This window comes from Chitinophaga sp. 22308 (genome assembly GCF_052045305.1).
GTDB lineage: Bacteria > Bacteroidota > Bacteroidia > Chitinophagales > Chitinophagaceae > Chitinophaga > Chitinophaga varians_A.
Genome location: NZ_JBQEOP010000002.1, coordinates 1,120,218 through 1,139,617 on the forward strand (window position 1 = coordinate 1,120,218; position 19,400 = coordinate 1,139,617).

15 protein-coding genes are annotated in these 19,400 nt (G+C 49.9%); 8 read left to right on the forward strand and 7 right to left on the reverse strand.

What is annotated here, in order from left to right:
• Positions 1 to 121 precede the first annotated feature (121 nt).
• Both trxA and dnaE read right to left on the reverse strand, forming a co-directional pair.
• Entirely contained in the window at positions 122 to 439 is a 318-nt protein-coding gene (trxA, locus tag ACTJJS_RS11365) for a thioredoxin (RefSeq protein WP_168873046.1), read from the reverse strand.
• Between the two features lie 105 nt (positions 440 to 544).
• Positions 545 to 4,186, reverse strand: a complete 3,642-nt coding sequence (dnaE, locus tag ACTJJS_RS11370) for a DNA polymerase III subunit alpha (RefSeq protein WP_440663785.1) — start codon at positions 4,184 to 4,186, stop codon at positions 545 to 547.
• A 124-nt stretch (positions 4,187 to 4,310) separates the two neighbouring features.
• Between dnaE and ACTJJS_RS11375 the strand changes: the two genes are divergently transcribed.
• Positions 4,311 to 4,982 carry a C40 family peptidase gene (locus ACTJJS_RS11375; protein ID WP_440663786.1) on the forward strand — a complete coding sequence of 224 codons (672 nt, stop codon included), beginning with the start codon at positions 4,311 to 4,313 and terminating at the stop codon, positions 4,980 to 4,982.
• Here the strand turns inward: ACTJJS_RS11375 and ACTJJS_RS11380 are convergent.
• Positions 4,979 to 6,469 carry a lipopolysaccharide biosynthesis protein gene (locus ACTJJS_RS11380; protein ID WP_168873049.1) on the reverse strand — a complete coding sequence of 497 codons (1,491 nt, stop codon included), beginning with the start codon at positions 6,467 to 6,469 and terminating at the stop codon, positions 4,979 to 4,981. The two genes, ACTJJS_RS11375 and ACTJJS_RS11380, sit on opposite strands and share 4 nt — an antisense overlap.
• Before the next feature lie 188 nt (positions 6,470 to 6,657).
• On the opposite strand from ACTJJS_RS11380, the gene ACTJJS_RS11385 reads away from it, so the two are divergent.
• From ACTJJS_RS11385 to ACTJJS_RS11410, 6 genes are all read left to right on the forward strand, one after another.
• Positions 6,658 to 7,566, forward strand: coding sequence for a sugar transferase (locus tag ACTJJS_RS11385; protein ID WP_343745578.1), 909 nt, complete (start codon positions 6,658 to 6,660; stop codon positions 7,564 to 7,566).
• A gap of 73 nt (positions 7,567 to 7,639) precedes the next feature.
• Entirely contained in the window at positions 7,640 to 8,284 is a 645-nt protein-coding gene (locus ACTJJS_RS11390) for a methionine biosynthesis protein MetW (RefSeq protein ID WP_440663787.1), read from the forward strand.
• Positions 8,285 to 8,293: 9 nt separating this feature from the next.
• The gene (locus ACTJJS_RS11395; RefSeq protein ID WP_168873052.1) at positions 8,294 to 9,295 is read left to right on the forward strand and encodes a glycosyl transferase; all 1,002 of its coding nucleotides are present in this window, start codon (positions 8,294 to 8,296) and stop codon (positions 9,293 to 9,295) included.
• Between the two features lie 9 nt (positions 9,296 to 9,304).
• The gene (locus tag ACTJJS_RS11400; RefSeq protein ID WP_168873053.1) at positions 9,305 to 9,676 is read left to right on the forward strand and encodes a sugar 3,4-ketoisomerase; all 372 of its coding nucleotides are present in this window, start codon (positions 9,305 to 9,307) and stop codon (positions 9,674 to 9,676) included.
• A 6-nt stretch (positions 9,677 to 9,682) separates the two neighbouring features.
• A complete protein-coding gene (locus ACTJJS_RS11405) occupies positions 9,683 to 10,768 on the forward strand; it encodes a DegT/DnrJ/EryC1/StrS family aminotransferase (protein ID WP_440663788.1) in 1,086 nt (361 codons plus the stop codon).
• 10 nt (positions 10,769 to 10,778) lie between these two features.
• The gene (locus ACTJJS_RS11410) at positions 10,779 to 11,537 is read left to right on the forward strand and encodes a glycosyltransferase family 2 protein (protein ID WP_440663789.1); all 759 of its coding nucleotides are present in this window, start codon (positions 10,779 to 10,781) and stop codon (positions 11,535 to 11,537) included.
• Positions 11,538 to 11,628: 91 nt separating this feature from the next.
• Here ACTJJS_RS11410 and ACTJJS_RS11415 read toward each other — a convergent pair whose 3' ends face one another.
• On the reverse strand, positions 11,629 to 14,136 hold the full coding sequence (locus ACTJJS_RS11415; RefSeq protein WP_440663790.1) for a YfhO family protein: 2,508 nt from the start codon (positions 14,134 to 14,136) through the stop codon (positions 11,629 to 11,631).
• 345 nt (positions 14,137 to 14,481) lie between these two features.
• Between ACTJJS_RS11415 and ACTJJS_RS11420 the strand changes: the two genes are divergently transcribed.
• Positions 14,482 to 15,291, forward strand: a complete 810-nt coding sequence (locus tag ACTJJS_RS11420) for a queuosine precursor transporter (protein ID WP_440663791.1) — start codon at positions 14,482 to 14,484, stop codon at positions 15,289 to 15,291.
• Here ACTJJS_RS11420 and ACTJJS_RS11425 read toward each other — a convergent pair.
• The 3 genes from ACTJJS_RS11425 to ACTJJS_RS11435 form a co-directional block, all read right to left on the reverse strand.
• Positions 15,288 to 15,740: an NUDIX domain-containing protein gene (locus ACTJJS_RS11425; protein ID WP_168873058.1), complete on the reverse strand. Its 453-nt coding sequence runs from the start codon at positions 15,738 to 15,740 to the stop codon at positions 15,288 to 15,290. The two genes, ACTJJS_RS11420 and ACTJJS_RS11425, sit on opposite strands and share 4 nt — an antisense overlap.
• 4 nt (positions 15,741 to 15,744) lie before the next feature.
• Positions 15,745 to 16,386: a class I SAM-dependent methyltransferase gene (locus ACTJJS_RS11430; protein ID WP_440663792.1), complete on the reverse strand. Its 642-nt coding sequence runs from the start codon at positions 16,384 to 16,386 to the stop codon at positions 15,745 to 15,747.
• Positions 16,387 to 16,449: 63 nt separating this feature from the next.
• Positions 16,450 to 19,395: a gliding motility-associated C-terminal domain-containing protein gene (locus tag ACTJJS_RS11435; protein WP_440663793.1), complete on the reverse strand. Its 2,946-nt coding sequence runs from the start codon at positions 19,393 to 19,395 to the stop codon at positions 16,450 to 16,452.
• Between the last annotated feature and the right edge of the window lie 5 nt (positions 19,396 to 19,400).

The following is a 19,400-nucleotide window of genomic DNA, read 5'->3' on the forward strand; positions in this document are numbered from 1 at the left end:
TTGATGATAGTGTAATATACGCAGTGGAACCGGAATTTTGTCACAGTGTACAGAGAAGGGCACAAAAAAGCCCTTCCGTCGAACGGAAGGGCTTTTTCATCACTCAGTTTCGTTTATATCATTACAGGTTGGCCTGTATTTTTTTGTCCAGAACAGCTTTCGGAACTGCGCCTACTTGCTTGTCTACCACCTTGCCATCTTTGATGAACAGGATAGCAGGAATGCTGGTGATACCGTAGTCGATAGAGATTTGCGGGTTCACGTCAACATTTACTTTACCGATGTTTACTTTACCAGCGTAATCTTTAGACAGTTCTTCAATAACTGGTCCGATAGCCCGGCAGGGACCGCACCATTCTGCCCAAAAATCAACTACTGTTAATTTATCGGAATCCAGCACTTCCGTCTGGAAGTTCGCGTCTGTGAATTCTAAAGCCATAAGATATTATAATTTAAAGGTGTTTATTAATGATTGTTTTTGATTGTCTACTGGTGTATATGATCAAAACTTGAACCGAGTGCAAATTACTGCTTTTTTGACATCTTACTTATTGATTATCTCGATATAGACATCGAGGTCCGGTTGTTTTCGCAGGAAATGCGCCAACTCGTCATTCATCTCGATGTTTCTGTTGAAAGTATGCATTTTTACCTGCAGATTATCGTCTATATCTACGAGCTGCAGATGCAGTTGACTGTTACCGGGATAGCGGTTGATGTTTTCCACGAGGAAGTCTACCGTTTCGCGGTTCAGCAGTTTAGGGGAAGTGGCCAGGAACACCTGTTTGGTATGTGTTTTCTTCACTTCCTGCAGCAGCTGGATGCTACTTACCTTAAACTCGTATTCGTTGTCATTAAAGCGCTTGGATTTAAAGCCGCCGTTGATAAACAGGCAGAGGCCGGGTTTCAGGTAAGGTGCAAACCGGATGAAGTCCTCGCTCCACAGGGCAAATTCAAATTTGCCGCTGTAGTCTTCGATCGTCATAACGCCAAACTGCCGGTTGTTGCGGGAAATCCTTTCCTGGGCATTGGTGACATACACCGCCAGGCGGAAATTCCGTTCGCGGGAGCGGCCGCCGGAACTGCCGGGCGCGCTGATCTCTGCCTGGTACTCCACAAGCTCCTGCACGGTGTTCATATGGTAATGCTTCAGTTCAAAACGGTAATCGTCCAGCGGATGGCCGGAGATATAGATACCGGTAATGTCCCGTTCGTTATTGAGCTTCATGATCAGCGGCCAGGGGTCACAGTTGGGAATTTTGGGTGGTTCCACGTCCGGCATGTCTTCAGCACCGAAGAGGCTGCCAAGGTTGGAAGAGCCTGCCGACACCTGTTGGCCGAATTTCACGATTTTATCAAGCCCGTTCATGGGCTCGTTTTCCGGTTTGTGGAAATACTGTGCCCGGTGGAATTCCGGGAAGCAGTCGAAAGCGCCGGACATAATCAGGGCCTCGAGTGATTTTTTATTGACAGCGCGTTGGTTCACACGTTTGATGAAGTCGAACACTGTTTTGAAAGGGCCGTCTTTTTTCCTTTCTTCGAGGAGGTTTTCCACGGCGGCTTCACCCACGCCTTTCAGGCCACCAAGGCCGAAACGGATCTGTCCTTTTTTGTTCACCGCGAAGCCTTTCAGGGATTCGTTCACATCCGGCGGCAATACGTCGATGCCCATGCGTTTACATTCTTCCATGAAGAAGGTGATCTTCTCAATGTTACTGGCGCAGTTCAGTACAGACGCCATGTATTCGGAAGGGTAGTGGGCTTTGAGGTAGGCGGTCTGGTAGGCCACGAAGGCGTAGCAGGTGGCGTGCGATTTATTGAACGCATAGGAGGCGAAGGCTTCCCAGTCGGTCCATACTTTTTCGCAGACTTTCAGGTCGTAGCCATGGGAGGCGCAACCTTCCATGAACTGGGCCTTCATCTTGTTCAGTACCGCGATTTGTTTTTTACCCATCGCTTTACGGAGGATGTCCGCATCACCACGGGAGAAGTTGGCCAGCTTCTGGCTGAGCAACATTACCTGTTCCTGGTATACGCAGATACCGTAGGTTTCCGCGAGGTGTTCCTCCATGTCCGGTAGGTCGAATGTAACCGGCTCCAGGCCGTGTTTACGGCGGATGAAGGACGGGATGTACTCGAGCGGTCCCGGACGGTACAAGGCGTTCATCGCGATGAGGTCATCGAAACGGTCCGGTTTCAGTTCGCGGAGGTATTTCTGCATGCCGGGCGACTCGAACTGGAACGTGGCGTTGGTTTCGCCTTTCTGGTACAGTTCATATGTCAGCGCGTCGTCCAGCGGAATATTGTCGATTTCAATTTCCACGCCATGGTTCATGCGGATCAGTTCCAGAGCGCCTTTGATGATGGTAAGGGTTTTCAGGCCCAAAAAGTCCATCTTGATTACGCCGGCAGATTCGATGATGCTGCCCTCGAACTGGGTAACGAGGAGGTCAGAGTCTTTGGCGGTGGATACGGGGATGAGGTCGTACAGGTCTTGCGGGGCAATGATGATACCAGCCGCGTGGATACCGGTGTTACGGACAGACCCTTCCAGTACGCAGGCTTCGCGGAGCACTTCGCCCTGCAGGTCTTCTCCTTTGATCAGTTCACGAAGGCGTTTTACGTTTTCAATGTCTTCGCCAGCGAGGCCTTCTTTATCTGCCAGGCTCTTGTCGCCTTCCAACGGGGCGTTGAAGATACGGTCCAGCTGGATGCCGGGTTTTTCCGGCACCAGTTTGGCCAGCGAGTTGGATTCCACCAGTGGCAGGTCCATTACACGGGCAACGTCTTTGATACTCATTTTGGCGGCCATGGTACCGTAGGTGATGATCTGCGCTACCTGGTTGCGGCCGTATTTCTGTACTACGTAGTCAATTACTTTCTGACGGCCTTCATCATCGAAGTCCGTATCAATATCGGGCATGCTCTTACGGTCCGGGTTGAGGAAACGTTCGAACAGGAGGTTGTATTTGATCGGGTCGATATTGGTGATGCCGATACAGTAGGCCACGGCTGAACCGGCGGCGGAACCGCGGCCCGGGCCGATGAATACGCCGAGGTCACGTCCTGCTTTAATGAAGTCCGATACGATGAGGAAGTAACCGGCAAAACCCATGTTTTCGATTACCTGCAATTCAAAGTTGATACGTTCTTCAATGTCCGCGGTCATTTCCCGGTACCGGGTGCGGGCGCCTTCGTAGGTGAGGTGCCGCAGGTACTGGTCCTGCGTGAGGAACTCTTTCGGGATGGGGAAGTTGGGCAGCAGGATGTCGCGCTTCAGGTCCAGCAGCTGTACTTTGTCCACGATCTCGTTGGTGTTGTCTATTGCCTGCGGGAGGTCATGGAACAGCGCGGTCATTTCCTCCGTGGTCTTAAAATAGAACTGATCGTTATAGAATGCGAAGCGGGTGTTTTTAGGTGCCGCTTCGTCGTCAGAAAATTCTTTGTTGGTAGGCGTGCTTTTTTTCTCGCCGGTGTTGATACAGAGCAGGATGTCGTGTGCGTTGGCATCTGCCTGGTCCACGTAGTGGGAGTCGTTGGAGGCGATGATTTTCACATTGTATTTGGCGGCGTATTTCAGCAGCACATGGTTGACCTGGTCTTGCTCAGGGATGCCATGGCGCTGCATTTCCACATAAAAATCGTCACCGAAGATATCGAGCCACCATTTAAATTCCTTTTCGCCTTCTTCTTCTCCTTTTCGCAGGATGGTTTTAGGCACGGAGGCGCCGAGGCAGCAGGTAGTGGCGATCAGGCCTTTGTGGTATTGTAATATCAGCTCTTTGTCGATACGCGGATATTTGCCATAAAGGCCTTCCATATAACCAAGAGAACAGAGTTTGATCAGGTTACGGTATCCTTCGTCGTCTTTGGCCAGTAACACCTGATGGTAACGGATATCTTTCTCTTCGCGTGTGAAGGCGCGTTTGTGGCGGTTTTCCACGAGGTAGAACTCACACCCCACGATGGGTTTTACTTTGAGTCTTTTATCCTTTGGATCACCGGGATTGAGTTTGTTGTTATACGCTTCTGCCACAAACTGGAAGGCACCAAACATATTTCCATGGTCCGTGATGGCCAGTGCCGGCTGATTGGAGGCCATGGCTTTTTTGTACAGTGATTTGATATCGGCTGCACCATCCAGTAAGGAAAATTGCGTGTGTACATGTAAGTGGGAAAAGATCATCTGCTAAGCTGTTTCGTCAGGCGTCAAAAGTACGATAGAATTTGGTTCAATAAAAATCCATTATTTGCGTTCATAATTAGTCATAAATCAATATTTTAGCGCAAAATTTTTTTAACCAGACACTATGATGAGTATTAAGGGACATTTATGGATGAAATTATCGGTTTGTGCAATGGCATTAGGTTCCTGTTCTACCATCAAAAAAAGTACCGTGAAGCATGGCAACACGCCGACCGTGTCTGAATCCCGACGCATTACCTTCCTGGACCATATCAATACCCCGGGGCGCACGCACGGCTCTTCTTCCTATAACAGCAACAAAAATGTGAGCATCGGTAAAAATGTTACCTATGCCAGCGCCAACCTGGAAAATGCCCAGAGCTGGCAGTTCAAATATGCGCAGTTGCTGGACGTGCCGGTGGAAAACGTATTAAACTATAGTCTGTATAACTTTATTGAAGAATGGTGGGGCACGCCTTACCGGCTGGGTGGTAAAACCCGCGACGGTATTGATTGCTCCGGCTTTGTGAATACGCTGGTGAGCGCCGTGTTCCAGTATGCGCTGACGGGTAATTCCGTGGAACTGTACAGTAAGGTAAGACAACACTTAAAAGAGCGTGACCTCCGGGAAGGTGATCTGGTCTTCTTCAAGATCCACCATAAACGTATCTCGCATGTGGGCATCTACCTCGACAATGATAAATTTGTGCATGCGTCCACGAGCAACGGCGTGATGATCAGTGATCTGAACGAGCCTTACTGGAAGCGGTATTTCGCCGGTGGCGGCAGGCTTTAGTAGCGAAGCCCTATCTTTCCTTTTACTATTTCCCAGGCATTGTTGACATCTTCCGACAAGCGTGTGTTGATCACCGCAACACCGAACAGGCCCATGAAAAGGACTGAGCGGACGATGGTGTCTACATACATGTTGAACATGAAGGGGAGCTGTTGCACCAGCAACACGCCTCCGATGCCTAACAGCAGCGCATACAGGGTTTTGAGGCTTAAAGGCTGCATACCAAACCGTATCCAGATAAAAAGATAACGCGCGAGGTTGAAGATCGCTACGGTGACAAGGTCCGCGTAAGCCGCGCCCACCGTGCCAATGCGTCTTTGGAGGTACAGGTTGCAGAAAAAGGAAATAAACACCACCACAATGGAACTGACAAAATCAAAGCGCCAGTAGTTGGAAGTTTGAATGATCTGGTTGTTGATGCCTGTCACCAGGTCGATCATTTTAGCAAGCCCGAGAATAAAGATGATCTGAACGATCAGGTGCCATCCGGGACCCAGGTACAATACCAGGTTATTGACAGAGAGCCATATGGCCCCGAAAATGCCGACGCCGGCTATAGACAGGGTGATAGAGCTTTTGGTGTACAGCTCCTGTATTTTGGCCATGTCCCTGTTTTTCCAGGCGGTGGCCAGAATGGGCGTAGTGATAGCGTACATGCTGCGTTGCGGCACCTCCATAAAGCTGATCACAAATGTGGCATAGGAGAAAAGGCCCGCATTTTCCAGTCCGCTGATGCTGGAGATAATGAGGATATCGTTGGTTTTCCGCAGCAGGGTGAACACATTGGAAGAAAACACATAGCTGCTGAAGATAAACATACGTTTGCCCAAACGGCGGGTAACATTGCTGATACCGCCACCACTGAATTTCAGCTGACCGGTACGCCATAATATGACTAACAGCGCGATAGCGGCAACAGCATAAGGCAGGCTGAATACATTGATATATTGCGCAAAGCTGATATGGGCAAAAGCAAAGACCAGCAGCATCACGGTGGAGATGATACGGATACCGCCTTCCTTCAGAAAATTGGACGCCACCGTTTTGTGCAGGCCCCAGGCAAAGCCTTCGAGCATGTTAAAGGCCAGTATAAAAAAGGTGAGGGGATAGATCGCGGAAAAATAAGTGATGAAGAGCGGGGAATTGCCGCTGAACTTGCGGATAATCAGTCCTTTGAATATAACAGAGAACGCCACAAACAGCATAAACCCTATAAGGGACACGATGAGGGTGAGTTTGGGCAGGTCGTTTTTCTCCGGTTTGAGATAGTCGTGATAAAAGGGGAAGAACTTATTGATCACCGGAACGGCGCCAAGGGAGGCCACCGTGGCCAGCAGCGTGCTGACGTCGATCAGTACGCGGGTAAGGCCGATTTCTTCTTTGGAGAAGATCTTCGGCATCAGCATGATCAGATTAACGGCGCCGAAGGCAAACCCTATGTAGATGAATATGGATGAATAAAAGCTCTGTTTTCGGATGATCCCCATTACCTGTTTTATGAAGCGCAAATATAGAAAGAATCTTCCAGCGGGGGTGGTTTGTATTAGGAATTGTGTATGAAAGAACAACAAGTAAGTAATTTTTTTCATGGTTTTTGCAGTTCTCCCAATAATGAATTTATTTTGTAAGGTACTAATAGTGCCGGCCTTGTCGGCAGTATTATAATCAATAGCGTATGTCTACATTAGCACCGATTATTTTTTTCGCATTTAAGCGGCCGGAGATCACCAGAAAAGCCCTGGAGAGCCTGGCGCTCAATCCGGAAGCGGCGGAGAGTGAGTTGTATGTTTTTGCGGATGGGCCGAAAGAAGGAGCTACTGCAGAAACGTTGCAGCAGATTGCCGCCACCCGGGAGGTGATCCGCAGCCGTAAGTGGTGCGGCACGGTACATATTGCCGAGCGGGTACAGAACTACGGCCTCGCCAAATCGGTGATCACCGGCGTAACGGAAGTCATTGAAAAACACGGCAAAGCTATCATCGTGGAAGATGACCTGGTACTGTCGCCTTATTTCCTCCGGTATATGAACGAGGGGCTGGACCTGTATGAAGACGACCCGCAGGTAGCTTCTATCCACGGATACCTTTATCCGTTGCTGGAGAAAATGCCGGAAACATTTTTTATCCGCGGGGCCGACTGCTGGGGATGGGCCACCTGGGCCCGCGCCTGGAAACAGTTTGAGCCCGACGGACAGAAACTGTATGATGCCATCCGCCTGAAAGGAGAGGGTAGGGCATTTAACTTTAATAACACCTACGATTATATGAAAATGCTGCGCAAGCAGATCAGCGGCCAGAACGACTCCTGGGCTATCCGCTGGAATGCTTCCGCATTTCTGAAGAATATGCTGACTTTATATCCGTCCCGTTCCCTGGTGCAGAACATCGGAGGTGATGAATCTGCCACGCATATGGATGAGGCGGATACTGAGAAGTACGAAGTGGTGATGTCACCTACACCGATACAATTGCAGAAATTGCCACTGGAGGCCAGTGTGCAGGGAACGGCAGCCTTTGAGGACTATTTCAGGTCCACCAAACTGGGCCTGGTCCAGAAGATCAAACGATTTATCAAAAAAAGATAAGAATGCCGGGCATTTAAGGAGGTGAGCGGATATGTGGCCGGCTGCCGGCATCAACGATCAAAACACCATATTCATGCGCAATGACAACCGGAATTATGACTATTCGGGGATTCCAGTCAACAGAAGACCAGAATACAGTAAAATTATCAGTTTACTGGACAAGGGAAACAAAGTATTGGACCTGGGCTGCGGCAATGGGTTGCTGATCGAGGCCATGCAACAGGAGGCACAATGCAGCTGTAAGGGCATGGAACTTTCCGGGTCTGGTGTGGAGATATGCCGGCAGAAAGGACTGGACGTGATAGTGGGGCGCATTGATGAAACGTTGCCCTATGAAGACAACGAATTTGATGTGGCAGTATGCAACGTGACCATCCAGATGGTGATGTACCCGGAGAAGTTATTGGCAGAGATGAAAAGGGTTTCCCGCCGTCAGATCGTCTCATTTCCTAACTTTGCCTACTTTATGAACCGCCTGGACATGCTGGTCAACGGCAGAATGCCTACCCGGATGCTGTTTGGCTATCGCTGGTACAATACCGGGCATATCCATCAGCTGTCTGTTCGCGATTTTTATGAGCTGCTGCAGGCAGTAGGCGGACTGCATGTGAAAAGGAAGTTGTACGTGTCGGCCGGCTTTAAGCTGATAGATGTGCTTGGAGGGCTGTTTCCCGGGTGGTTTCGCAAAACCATTATCCTGGAAACGGAGAAGGAATAAAACCTGATTATGAACGAAAGAGATACTACATTATATTATTGTACGCTGTTTGACAGTAATTATTTGTCCCGTGGGCTGGCCATGTACACTTCGCTGGCAGCGGTATGTTCCGATTTCCACCTGTACGTTTTTGCTTTTGACGACAAATGTCTGTCTGTATTGCGGAAGATGGCGCTGCCGCACCTGACAGTGATCTCCCTGGCGGAATTTGAAGACCCGGAGCTGCTGAAGGTGAAGCCAGGCCGCAACCGTGCGGAATACTGCTGGACCTGTAGCTCTTCCACGATTTTATATTGTATTCAACAGTTTCAGTTGCCGCATTGTACCTATATCGATGCGGACCTGCTTTTTTATAACGATCCTCATGTGCTGATGGAGGAGATGGGCAACCATTCCGTGATGATCACCGAGCATCGTTATACGCCGCAGTACGATAAAAGTAAATTGAGCGGCAAGTATTGCGTGCAGTACATCACTTTCCGCAACAACCGCTGGGGCATGGAAGCATTGCAGTGGTGGCGCAACGCCTGTCTCGACTGGTGTTACGACCGCCATGAAGACGGCAAGTTCGGCGACCAGAAGTACCTGGACGACTGGCCTTCCCGTTTCCTGAACGTATGGGTGATGGAAAACCTGGGCGGCGGTCTTGCCCTCTGGAATATCCAGCAGTACGACGTCTTTAAAAACGGTGACAGGCTGCGTTGCCGTGAAATCAGCACCGGTAAGGAATTTGACCCGATATTTTACCATTTCCATTACCTGAAGTATTTTACCGATAATACCATAGAACTGGGCAGGCGTATTATCACGCCGGCCGTAAAAAAGTTGTTCTATGAACCATATATCCTGGAACTGGAGGCATGCAAGCGGAGGATACAGGCGGTAGACCCGTCATTTGACCCGCATGGCGCGAGGCCCCGGCCATCAGGCCTGAAAGCTACGCTGGTCACCATCTGGCGTAAACTGAGAAATGTTTATCATATATATCCCCTGAAGGAATCCGGGATTTAAATACAACGTATGGCACATATCATCAATCTGACGACACACAGCGATAAACGGGGGAACCTTACCGTCATAGAAAAACAGATCCCTTTCGATATCAAAAGGATCTTTTATATCTATGGCGTGGATGATTCCGTAAGAGGCGGCCACCGGCATCACCGTACCATACAGGCCGCCATCTGCGTGCATGGCAGCTGTATTGTGTCCAACAACAATGGCAAAGGAGAGCAGACCGACTTCGTGCTGGACCATCCCAACAAATGCCTGATACTGGAACCGGAAGACTGGCACACCATGCACCACTTTACGCCCGACGCGGTATTGCTGGTGATGGCGTCCACCCCTTTCGACCCGGCGGATTATATTTACGAACCTTACGACAATTGACAGGTTATGATCGATTATGAGAACCTCGGCTTACTGAACAAGCCTTTCTTTGATGAATTCAGAGCGGCTTTCAATGATACTTTGGAAAGCGGCTGGTATATACTGGGCAATAAAGTAAAGGAATTTGAAACCGATTACGCTGCTTATCATGGTGTAAAACACTGCCTCGGGCTGGCCAACGGCCTCGATGCGCTGATCCTGAGCCTGCGCGCCTTCAACTTCGCCCCGGGCGATGAAGTGATCGTGCCTTCCAATACGTATATCGCCACCATCCTGTCTATAGCGCAGTGCGGCCTGAAACCCGTACTGGTGGAACCGGACATCAATACCTATAATATTGACCCGGAAAAAATTCCGGCAGCGATCACGTCCCGTACCCGTGCCATCATGGTGGTACACCTGTATGGTAAAAGCTGTGAGATGGACAAGATCATGGCCATCAAGGAAAAATATAACCTGGTGCTGATAGAAGATTGCGCCCAGTCACATGCCGCCTCTTTCAAAGGGCAGCTGACCGGTACTTTCGGTGAATTCGGCGCATTCAGTTTTTATCCGACCAAAAATCTCGGCGCCCTCGGCGACGCTGGCGCTGTGCTTTGCAATGATGATGAACTGGCCACCGCTGTCCGCCGGCTGCGCAACTATGGCTCCGATGTTAAGTACTACAATGAAGTGGTAGGCTACAACTCCCGCCTGGATGAAGTACAGGCTGCTTTTCTGAGCGTGAAGTTCAAATACCTGGCACAGATCACCGAACATAAAAGAAAACTGGCCGATGTTTATCACCAGGGGCTGAAAAACGATTTTATCAAACCAGTGGTACACCCTGACTATTTTGATGTGTACCATATCTACAATATCCGTCACGAGCGCCGCGATGAACTGAAACAGTTCCTGCTGGACAATGGCGTAAAAACAGATATCCACTACCCGTTGCCGCCGCACCGGCAGAAAGCGATGAAAGGCATTATTGAAGGTGATTCGTACCCGATCTCCGAAGAGATACACCGTACTACCCTCAGCCTGCCATGTTCCTACTGCCATACCACCGCAGACATAGAAAAGGTAGTGGAAGTGATCAATAAATTTTAAAGCTATAACTGTGTCGGATAAACGATCATCAGCGGTTGTCAGTATTATTACGGTATGTTACAATGCAGGCAGGTTTATTGAAAGCACCATCAAAAGCGTGCTGTCACAGACGTACCCGCATATCGAATATATCATTATAGACGGTGCGTCGAAAGACAATACGCTGGAAGTGATAGCACCACACCGCTCCCGCATCGCCCGGGTGGTATCAGAGAAAGACAACGGCCTGTATGACGCCATGAACAAAGGGATGCAGCTGGCTACCGGCGAATACCTGCTGTTCCTCAATGCAGACGATGTCCTTGCGGATGATACCGTGATCGAAAAAATGATGCACAGCTGCCCGGATGCTGACGTATATTACGGAGAAGCGATGTTCATCGACGAGCATGGCAATGAACTGGGGTTGCGCTCTGAGCAAACGCCGCATAAAGTACCGGCGCAGCTCAACTGGAAAAGCCTGAAACATGGCATGGTGGTGTCTCACCAGGCATATATCATACGCCGGAAACTGAGCCCGCTCTACGATCTGCAATATAAAGTATGTGCAGACATCGACTGGATGATCAGAACATTAAAGGCTTCCCGTCATATTTGCAATACGCACATCACCGTGTCGAAGTTCAGGGTGGGAGGCACTTCCAAACAACGGCAACAGTTGGCATGGAAGGAGCGGTACAAAATACTGAGCAGGTATTACGGGCATATCCCTAATTTCACGCATCACCTGTTTATTGGGTTACGGTATATCTTCTCGAAAAAATATTAATTGTATTTCGCATGCCCAGGGCTTCAGCCCTGGGGAACAAAAAAAAGGCAGGTCGCTTAGGCCTGCCTTTTGTATTTGTATTATGCAACGTTTATGCTGCTGTTTTTTCTTCTTTTTTGCCCGCACCAATGATTTCCCATATAAACGATCCAATTACCACCAGCACCAATATGATGGAGGTAACGGATGAAATTTTCTGGGCCTTATAGAAAGTGGCAGGCTCAAATTTCAGATCGATTTTATGCTGGCCGGCAGGTATTTTCAGGCCGCGCAGTGCATAGTCAACTCTGACGATGTCTGTTTTCTTACCATCAATATATGCGTTCCAGCCGGCGGGGTAGTAGATCTCGGAGAATACGCCAAGACCTTCCTGCGCGTTGGTGGATGTATATTCCAGGCTGTTGAGGCCGTATTTGGTGAGTTTGATGGCAGCGCTGCTGTCCGTTGTGGCAGGCTGGTAGTTGGCACCCAGTTCTTTCGCAAAACGTTTGTCCACTACTGCGGAGTCTTTGGTGTGCAGGTAGTCCAGCGTTTTCATTTCTGTATTGGCATCAGGTGCCCATACGATACCTTTTACGAACCATGCGTTACCGTTAGCGTCGGGGTTGCGTTGTGCTACAGGTTGACCGGTTTTCTGGTCCGGAACGATGAAGTATTTGGTGTTGAGCATGTTAAGCACGCCCATATTGTTTTTAGAGATCTGATGAGTGATCAGGTCCTGGTAAATCCACAGTTTAGCGGGACTGTAGCCACCGATGTTTTTGTGGAAGTAAGAGGGGACAGCGTCATTAAACGGATCGGAGGTGAGGTTGAACACACGGTAGTACGGGTCCGGGTCCTGTTTAATTTGCAGGTCAGCGGCAGAAGGCTGGAAGGGAGCATTCATCACTGATTCATCCACATAGCTGTCTTTGCCGAGGTAGTTACGGTCTACCTGTATCAGGTCTATCGCTACTGCGGCTACGATGATCAATGCGGCAGGTTGCCATTTCAGTTTATCTTTGAGGTAGGCCCAGATAGCGGCGGCGGCGATCAGGATAAACACCAGTGAGCGGATGCTGTCTTTCAGCAGCAGGGAGCTACGGTCTTTTTCCAGTGCGCGGACCATCAGTTGCGCGTTTTCTTTACCACCCAGCATCTGCGCGAAGTAGCCGAGCATGGTTTCGTCGCTGTGGCCGCTGAAATTCATGAACATGCTGCCGAGGATACCGACTACAATGACGATACCACCGGTGATGTAAGTGGCCTGTTTCAGTTTTTTCAGTAGTATGTCTTTGCTGTGCTTGCCGTTGGCCACTTCCTGCAGTGCCCAGCAGGCCAGTATTACAAACGTGAGCGAAGGCAGTACCAGTGCTTGTGCCGGCGCTCTGAATTTATTGTACAGTGGCAGGTGATAAAAGAGGAAGTCGTTGATAAAGCCGAAGTTTTTGCCCCATGCGAGGATAAAGCCCACGATGGTAACGGCGAGCAACCACCATTTATGCCAGCTGTCCACTACCAGCAGCGAGAGGATGAACAGGAAACAGATGATAGCGCCTACGTATACGGGGCCGGAGGTGCCTTTTTCCTGTGCGCCGTAGTAGAGCGGGAATTTCATCTGGTCCATGTATTGTTCCACCTGGGCGGCGGGAGCGCCGAGGCTGACCATTTGTTCGTACACATGGGAGCCGGTGCCCAGTTTCTGGCCGGAGGAGTTGCCTACATAGCCGGGGATCATGAAGGTGAGGGATTCACCTACGCCATAGCTCCATTCAAAAGCATAGTCTTTGTCCAGGCCGGTGGATTTATTTTCTTTCGCGTCTTCTTTGCCCAGGGTGAGTTCGGACTTGCTGCCGCGCATGGTATAGTCGGTATATTCCTTTACGGGAAGCAGGTTGTCTGCGGCGGGCAGTACGCCTATGATGCCGGCGATGGCCAGCAGTACGGACGCTTTGAAGAACTGCGGTATTGTCTTCGTTTTATACGCGTGGATAAACGCACCTGCTACCAGTATGAGTATCATGATCAGGGTGTAATAGATCATTTGCAGGTGGTTGTTGTAGATGAGCAGGCCGGTAGCGATGGCGGTGAGGCCAAAGCCGCCGATCAGGCGTCCGCGGTAGGTGAGTATGATGCCGGCCAGTACTGCGGGCATCAGGGCGATGTCGTACATTTTGGTGATGTGCCCTACATCGATGAGGATCACATTGTAGGAGCAGAAGGCAAAAGCGATGGCGCCCAATATCCGTATCCAGTATTTAAAGTCCAGGATACAGGCGAGGAGGTACATGCTGATCATAGCGAGGAACAGCATGTTAACAGGGGAGGGCAGGCCGAGCGTAACTAATTTGTTGACGAAGGTGAGCGCATTTTTGCCGGGGCCTGTATAGATCACATAGGAAGGCATCCCGGAGAACATGCTGTTAGTCCACAAGGGGGCTTCACCCGTCGCTTCGTAAAAGTCTCTCGCCTCTTTGGCCATTCCGTTTACGCTCATCATGTCGCTCTGGTTTACTATCTTGCCTTCCAATACAGGAGAGCAGTAAACCGTTGCCAGCAATATAAAGATGCCAATTGCTGCCAGATGCGGAAGAATGGCTTTTAGCCAGTTTTGCTTCATCGGATATCTTGTATTTAGTTTTAAAGGAACAAAAATAACTGTAATTTATCCGAAATTTCAATATGCGCTGGATTCGATTTGTGTTAAAATTTGTATTTATCTGCAACCTGTGCTTTATTTTGGGGCAGTTGCTCCGGATCACCGCATATGACCACAGGCTGGACGTAATAGTGGAACATGTGCTGGTATTGGGCGTGGGCGTGGCGTTTCCTTTGAATCTGGCCGTATGTCTGATCACCGCCGTATTGCTGATGATAAAAAAAATACAGTGGAAACAGTTACCGCCGTGGTTATTCCTGTGTAATGTAGGTATTTTAATATTTCAACTTATAGTCTCTTATTAAAATGGTCAAGCAACTACTAAATGATAAGCCTACACGGCTTTTTGTCATATTTGCCAGCTTTTTTGTAGCTAACGCGCTGATCGCGGAATGTATCGGTGGCAAATTGTTTTCACTGGAACGCTTATTCGGATTGCCTGTACATACGTTCTCCCTGTTTGGGGAGAGCGGGTTGTCCTACACCCTGACGGCCGGCGTTTTATTGTGGCCGCTGGAGTTTGTGATGACAGATATTGTGAATGAGTTTTACGGGCCGGTGGCGGTGCGTCGTATCTCGTATACAGCGGTAGCGCTGATTTCCTATGCTTTCCTGATGTTTTTTGTGGCGATGAGAGTGCCCGCAGACAGCTGGTGGATAGGCAGCAGCAGTGCTGAAGGCGTGCCCGACATGCAGAAAGCGTTTGTGGGGATTTTCGGGCAGGGGATGTGGATCATCCTGGGTAGCCTGTCGGCCTTCCTGGTAAGCCAGATCGTGGATGTGACCGTGTTTCACCGGATAAAAAAACGTACCGGCGAAAAACATGTATGGTTACGTGCCACGGGGTCTACCATTGTATCTCAGCTGGTAGACAGTTTCATTGTATTGTTTATTGCGTTTAAGGTGGGCAAGGACTGGAGCTGGCAGCGGGTGCTGGCCATCTGTATGGTGAACTACAGTTATAAATTCGTAGTGGCGGTAGCGTTAACCCCGCTGATCTATCTGCTGGAACACCGCATCGTGCGTTACCTCGGCCATGATACGGCTGCCCGTATGAAAGCGGCCGCCATGGGCAAAGACGAAATGCCTGTAATGGACGTGGTGCCGCACGATTAATAGCGTGCTTTCACCATATCTGCCACCACTTTATCGATCGGGAGGGTAACGGCTTCGGCTGAAAACTCCTCCCAGTCGATCCAACGTGCGTATTCTACTTCAGATACCCCTTCCGGTACCTTGAAATCAAATGGTTTGTTGAGCACCTGTGCGGTAAAGGGAGACAATGGTTCTACCAGGTAATAAATGGAGATGATCTGTGTTTCGTTGTCGAATGCGGAGATCTGAAAAAAATCAGTGGTATAAATATGCTCTACTACACGGACATCCTGTGCCAGTTCCTCGCGCCACTCCCGTACCATGCACTCCAGTGTGCCTTCCCCGAATTCCAGCCCGCCGCCGGGAAATTTGGTATAGTAACCGCCCCGGATATATTCGTCTGTTACCAGTACCTGTTTACGGTCATTGATCATAATGCCGTAAACACGTACGTTGAATCCTGTTTGCATATGCTTATTTAACAGCGTCGATGATGATGGAAGTATAGACCGGTTTGCCGCCCACATTTCTTTCGTCGTAACGGATAGAGCGGTGTATCATGCCATCGGATTTGTTCCATTCATTGGCATGGAACTGTCCTGCTTCGTCATAATATTCCAGCAGCTTCACTTTAAAGCCGGCTTCCGTCAGCAGTTGGCTCATGAGCTTGTAGGTGTAGAGGACTTTATGGTCGTCTGCGCCCCAGCCTGCGCCGCCGGGCTTTACATTGTTGATATAATCAGCGTCCGGATGGAAACCATCAGGAACGGCTATACGCAGATAACCACCTGGCTTAAGGTAGCGGTAACAGGTACGTGCGCCGGTGAGGCCCTGTTCGTACGTGAGGTGTTCCCACACGTGCTCGGCCAGGAAAACGGACACGGATGCATCGGGAATATATTTGTTCCAGGAATCCGGGTCCAGCAGGTTGAACTGCTCCACTTCCGTAGGAATCCATCCCTGTTCAAACACGGAACTGGCGCCGATAACCAGTTTCCAGTCTTTGGTATCTTTAAGTGCTTTTATCAGTTTCTTTTCTGCGGCGGCGGCTTTCATGGCGTTGTAGCCACTCAGCGCTTTGGCTTTTCGTATGATATTTTTTAACAGAGCTGCCATGGGCGGAGATCAGGTTATAAATTTAGTCCGGGTGTAAATATAACAGAATAAAGTAAGAATACACTACAATAAGAGGGTCACCGTGCCCTTCAGCAGCTTTTCCTGGCCCAGCATGTTACGATAACGGACATGGTACACATAAGCGCCCACCGGCTGCAATTGCCCGTGGAAAGTGCCATCCCAGCCTCTTTTAGGATCTGTTGTTAAAAATATACATTCTCCCCAGCGGTTATAAATGCTGAATTCTACCAGCTGCTGACCGTGATAATTAACAATTCTGAAAATATCATTTTTCCCGTCTCCATTGGGTGAGAACGCATTCGGCAGGAATAATTCCGGGGAACATTCTGTTACCGTTACCCAGGACGTTTCGGAACCGCATTTGTTTTTAACGGTCACTTCATAACGGCCCGGCTGATGTGCCGTGAAAGTAGGGCGTGTAGAGCCATCCTGCCACAGGTAGCTGTCAAATCCCGGTCCGGGCGAAAAGACAATAGGCTTATTATCAAACAGGCAGGTGTCTGCCCCCAGGTTGATCATCGGTGGATACATCACCTTCACTTTTGTATGAAAGAGGCTGTCGCAACCCAGCCAGGTAGTATAGCGAACGGTGTAGTCGCCGGCTTGTGTGACCATGGTGCCATCCTGCAAACGAACGGAAGCGCCATTACAAATTTCCTGTGTAGCATAAAACCGGTAAACGGGCGCATCGGTGAGGACGGTGGTAATAATGCTGTCGCAGCCATGAACAGATCGCAGCTGCGAGGTATATGTTCCGGCCTGGGTGACCGTCTTGTTATCGGGCAGACGATACGGCGCACCAGGGCAATGTAATTTATCTTCTGTTATGGCATAGGTGTCCCATACAGTAAGGGTGGTCGTGATAATACTGTCGCAACGCCGGGTGGTCTGCAAGTTGGAGGTATATACGCCCGCTACTTTTGTACTGCGGCCGTCCGGCAGTAGATAGCTGTCTCCCTTACAAATACCGGCTTCTTTGCTGATCTGATAATCGGGATAATAAACAACATGGGTATGGATGATGCTGTCACAGCCTGTTTGTGATGAAAGTACGGTAGTATAATCTCCCGGAACGGTTACCGGTTTTCCATCGGGAAGCAGGATAGACGCGTTTTTACACATGCCTGTGTCCACATTTATGTTGTAGGTTGGATTCACAACGATGGTCGTGGTGATAATGCTATCGCAACCGTAAAAGGTACGGAGTGATGAGGTATAGGAGCCAGCAGCACTGACGGTACGGCCATCGGGAAGTGTATAGCTATTGCCTTTGCACAGCTGTTTTGCTTCCGTTATGCTGTACGCTTTCAGCACAGTGAGGTGTGTATTGATGGTACTATCGCAGCCATATATGGTAGTGAGTCTGCTGGTGTAGTCCCCGCTGGTACTGACCTGCCTTCCATCCGGCAATTTGAAAACGATATTGGAGCAGATGGTGGTATTTAAATTGACAGTATATAGCTGGTTCTGTGCGAGGATAGTGGTGATGATGCTATCGCAGCCGGCTTTGTTTTTCAGGTTGCTGGTGTACCTGCCGGGAGTTCGCACTACACGTCCGTCTGGCAGGGTATAGGAACTGTGGTTGCACAGGCTGGCCGTTTCACTGCGAATATCAGGGGCCGCAATATGGACCACGCGGCTGACGGTGTTGTTATGACATGGGCCTGTTGTTTTCAGGGTGACCGTATAACTGCCGGCCTGAGCGTAGGTATGTGTGGGTTGCGTGGCGGTGGAAGTCTGGCCATCGCCGAAATCCCAGTTGATGGTAGTGATATTGGCGGTGCTGTTGGGCGTGAACTGTGTGACGGCGTTCAGGCAGGTATCTTTCACGGTGAAGCTGTTGGCGTCATACACATAGCTGCTCATCAGGGTGGGCAGGCCCAGTTTGGCACCGGAGGGGCGCACGCTCAGGGCGCTTTCCTGGAAATTGCAGGCCAGTCCGGGCATGTCGGGATTATGAATGATACTGATGGCATTGGCGGCTATATCATAACCTGCTTCTCCGGCCACATATATCTGTCCGTCAGGCGCCAGTTGCAGCGACCCGTAGTTGATGGTGGGAGAGCGGCTGATCAGTACGCGGGATGCGTTGATGTTGGTAGCGGTAAGATCGAACTGGAACAGGTCCCGGCCATTGGTGGCGGTGACGTAGATGAATTTGCCGCCGGGGGCGTATTCCATGCCGTAGCCCTGATTGAGATTGTCCAGTGCCGCTACGGGGCCGGTGATGGCGCCGGTCTGGTTGTTGAACCTGAAAATTTCCGTGGTAGAGGTGGTGGAGGTACTGGTATTACCTTTTACGTGGGTGAGCCATTGCCCGTCCGGGGATACTTTCAGGCAGCCAATGGTTTCCCAGCCGCCGTCGTCGGCGATAGGCAGTCCGACGTTGTATATCGTGGGGGTGCCTATGCCTGTTGCTGTGAGCGGCCATACGTAAAAGCTGTTATTGCCTTTGGAATGGGAGATGACCCAAAAGTCCGTATTGTTACAGTGTTTGGTGGCCATGACCTTTTCCGTGCTCAGGTTGTTGGGGATCAGGGAGATGTTTTTGGAAGCGGCCGCAATATCCCCCAGGCCATTGTTCAACGTCATATTTACCAGCGAGCTGCGCATGCCGCTACCTTCAGCAGACGTGAAGACATAGTATTGTCCGGGATGGCCGGGGAAAGGAACTGCAATGGCCGACTGGCTGGCGGTGTAGTTGCCCTGAAGGCCGTAACCGTTGGGCATTACATTATGGGAGGCATCCCAGACCTTTGTGCCCTCTGTGTAAAACAGCAGTTTACCGTTGGCGTCGGACACGGTGGCCACGCCCTCACGGGTCTTCAGCTTACCGTCCAGCAATAGTTTGGGTGGAAGGGTATTAAAATCAAGACCGGCATAATCGCCAAAATACCAGATGTTGCCCTCTTTCTGGGCAGTGCTGGTGAGTGGTTGACAGATCACCCATATGATCAGGGTGATACAACAGATGAAACGAACAGACATAGGTT

What these genes read in the sequence shown, in the direction of transcription:
- trxA (WP_168873046.1), bottom strand. Translation starts at nt 439, where the DNA reads ATGGCTTTAGAATTCACAGACGCGAACTTCCAGACGGAAGTGCTGGAT.
- dnaE (WP_440663785.1), bottom strand. Translation starts at nt 4,186, where the DNA reads ATGATCTTTTCCCACTTACATGTACACACGCAATTTTCCTTACTGGAT.
- ACTJJS_RS11375 (WP_440663786.1), top strand. Translation starts at nt 4,311, where the DNA reads ATGATGAGTATTAAGGGACATTTATGGATGAAATTATCGGTTTGTGCA.
- ACTJJS_RS11380 (WP_168873049.1), bottom strand. Translation starts at nt 6,469, where the DNA reads ATGGGGATCATCCGAAAACAGAGCTTTTATTCATCCATATTCATCTAC.
- ACTJJS_RS11385 (WP_343745578.1), top strand. Translation starts at nt 6,658, where the DNA reads ATGTCTACATTAGCACCGATTATTTTTTTCGCATTTAAGCGGCCGGAG.
- ACTJJS_RS11390 (WP_440663787.1), top strand. Translation starts at nt 7,640, where the DNA reads ATGCGCAATGACAACCGGAATTATGACTATTCGGGGATTCCAGTCAAC.
- ACTJJS_RS11395 (WP_168873052.1), top strand. Translation starts at nt 8,294, where the DNA reads ATGAACGAAAGAGATACTACATTATATTATTGTACGCTGTTTGACAGT.
- ACTJJS_RS11400 (WP_168873053.1), top strand. Translation starts at nt 9,305, where the DNA reads ATGGCACATATCATCAATCTGACGACACACAGCGATAAACGGGGGAAC.
- ACTJJS_RS11405 (WP_440663788.1), top strand. Translation starts at nt 9,683, where the DNA reads ATGATCGATTATGAGAACCTCGGCTTACTGAACAAGCCTTTCTTTGAT.
- ACTJJS_RS11415 (WP_440663790.1), bottom strand. Translation starts at nt 14,136, where the DNA reads ATGAAGCAAAACTGGCTAAAAGCCATTCTTCCGCATCTGGCAGCAATT.
- ACTJJS_RS11420 (WP_440663791.1), top strand. Translation starts at nt 14,482, where the DNA reads ATGGTCAAGCAACTACTAAATGATAAGCCTACACGGCTTTTTGTCATA.
- ACTJJS_RS11425 (WP_168873058.1), bottom strand. Translation starts at nt 15,740, where the DNA reads ATGCAAACAGGATTCAACGTACGTGTTTACGGCATTATGATCAATGAC.
- ACTJJS_RS11430 (WP_440663792.1), bottom strand. Translation starts at nt 16,386, where the DNA reads ATGGCAGCTCTGTTAAAAAATATCATACGAAAAGCCAAAGCGCTGAGT.
- ACTJJS_RS11435 (WP_440663793.1), bottom strand. Translation starts at nt 19,395, where the DNA reads ATGTCTGTTCGTTTCATCTGTTGTATCACCCTGATCATATGGGTGATC.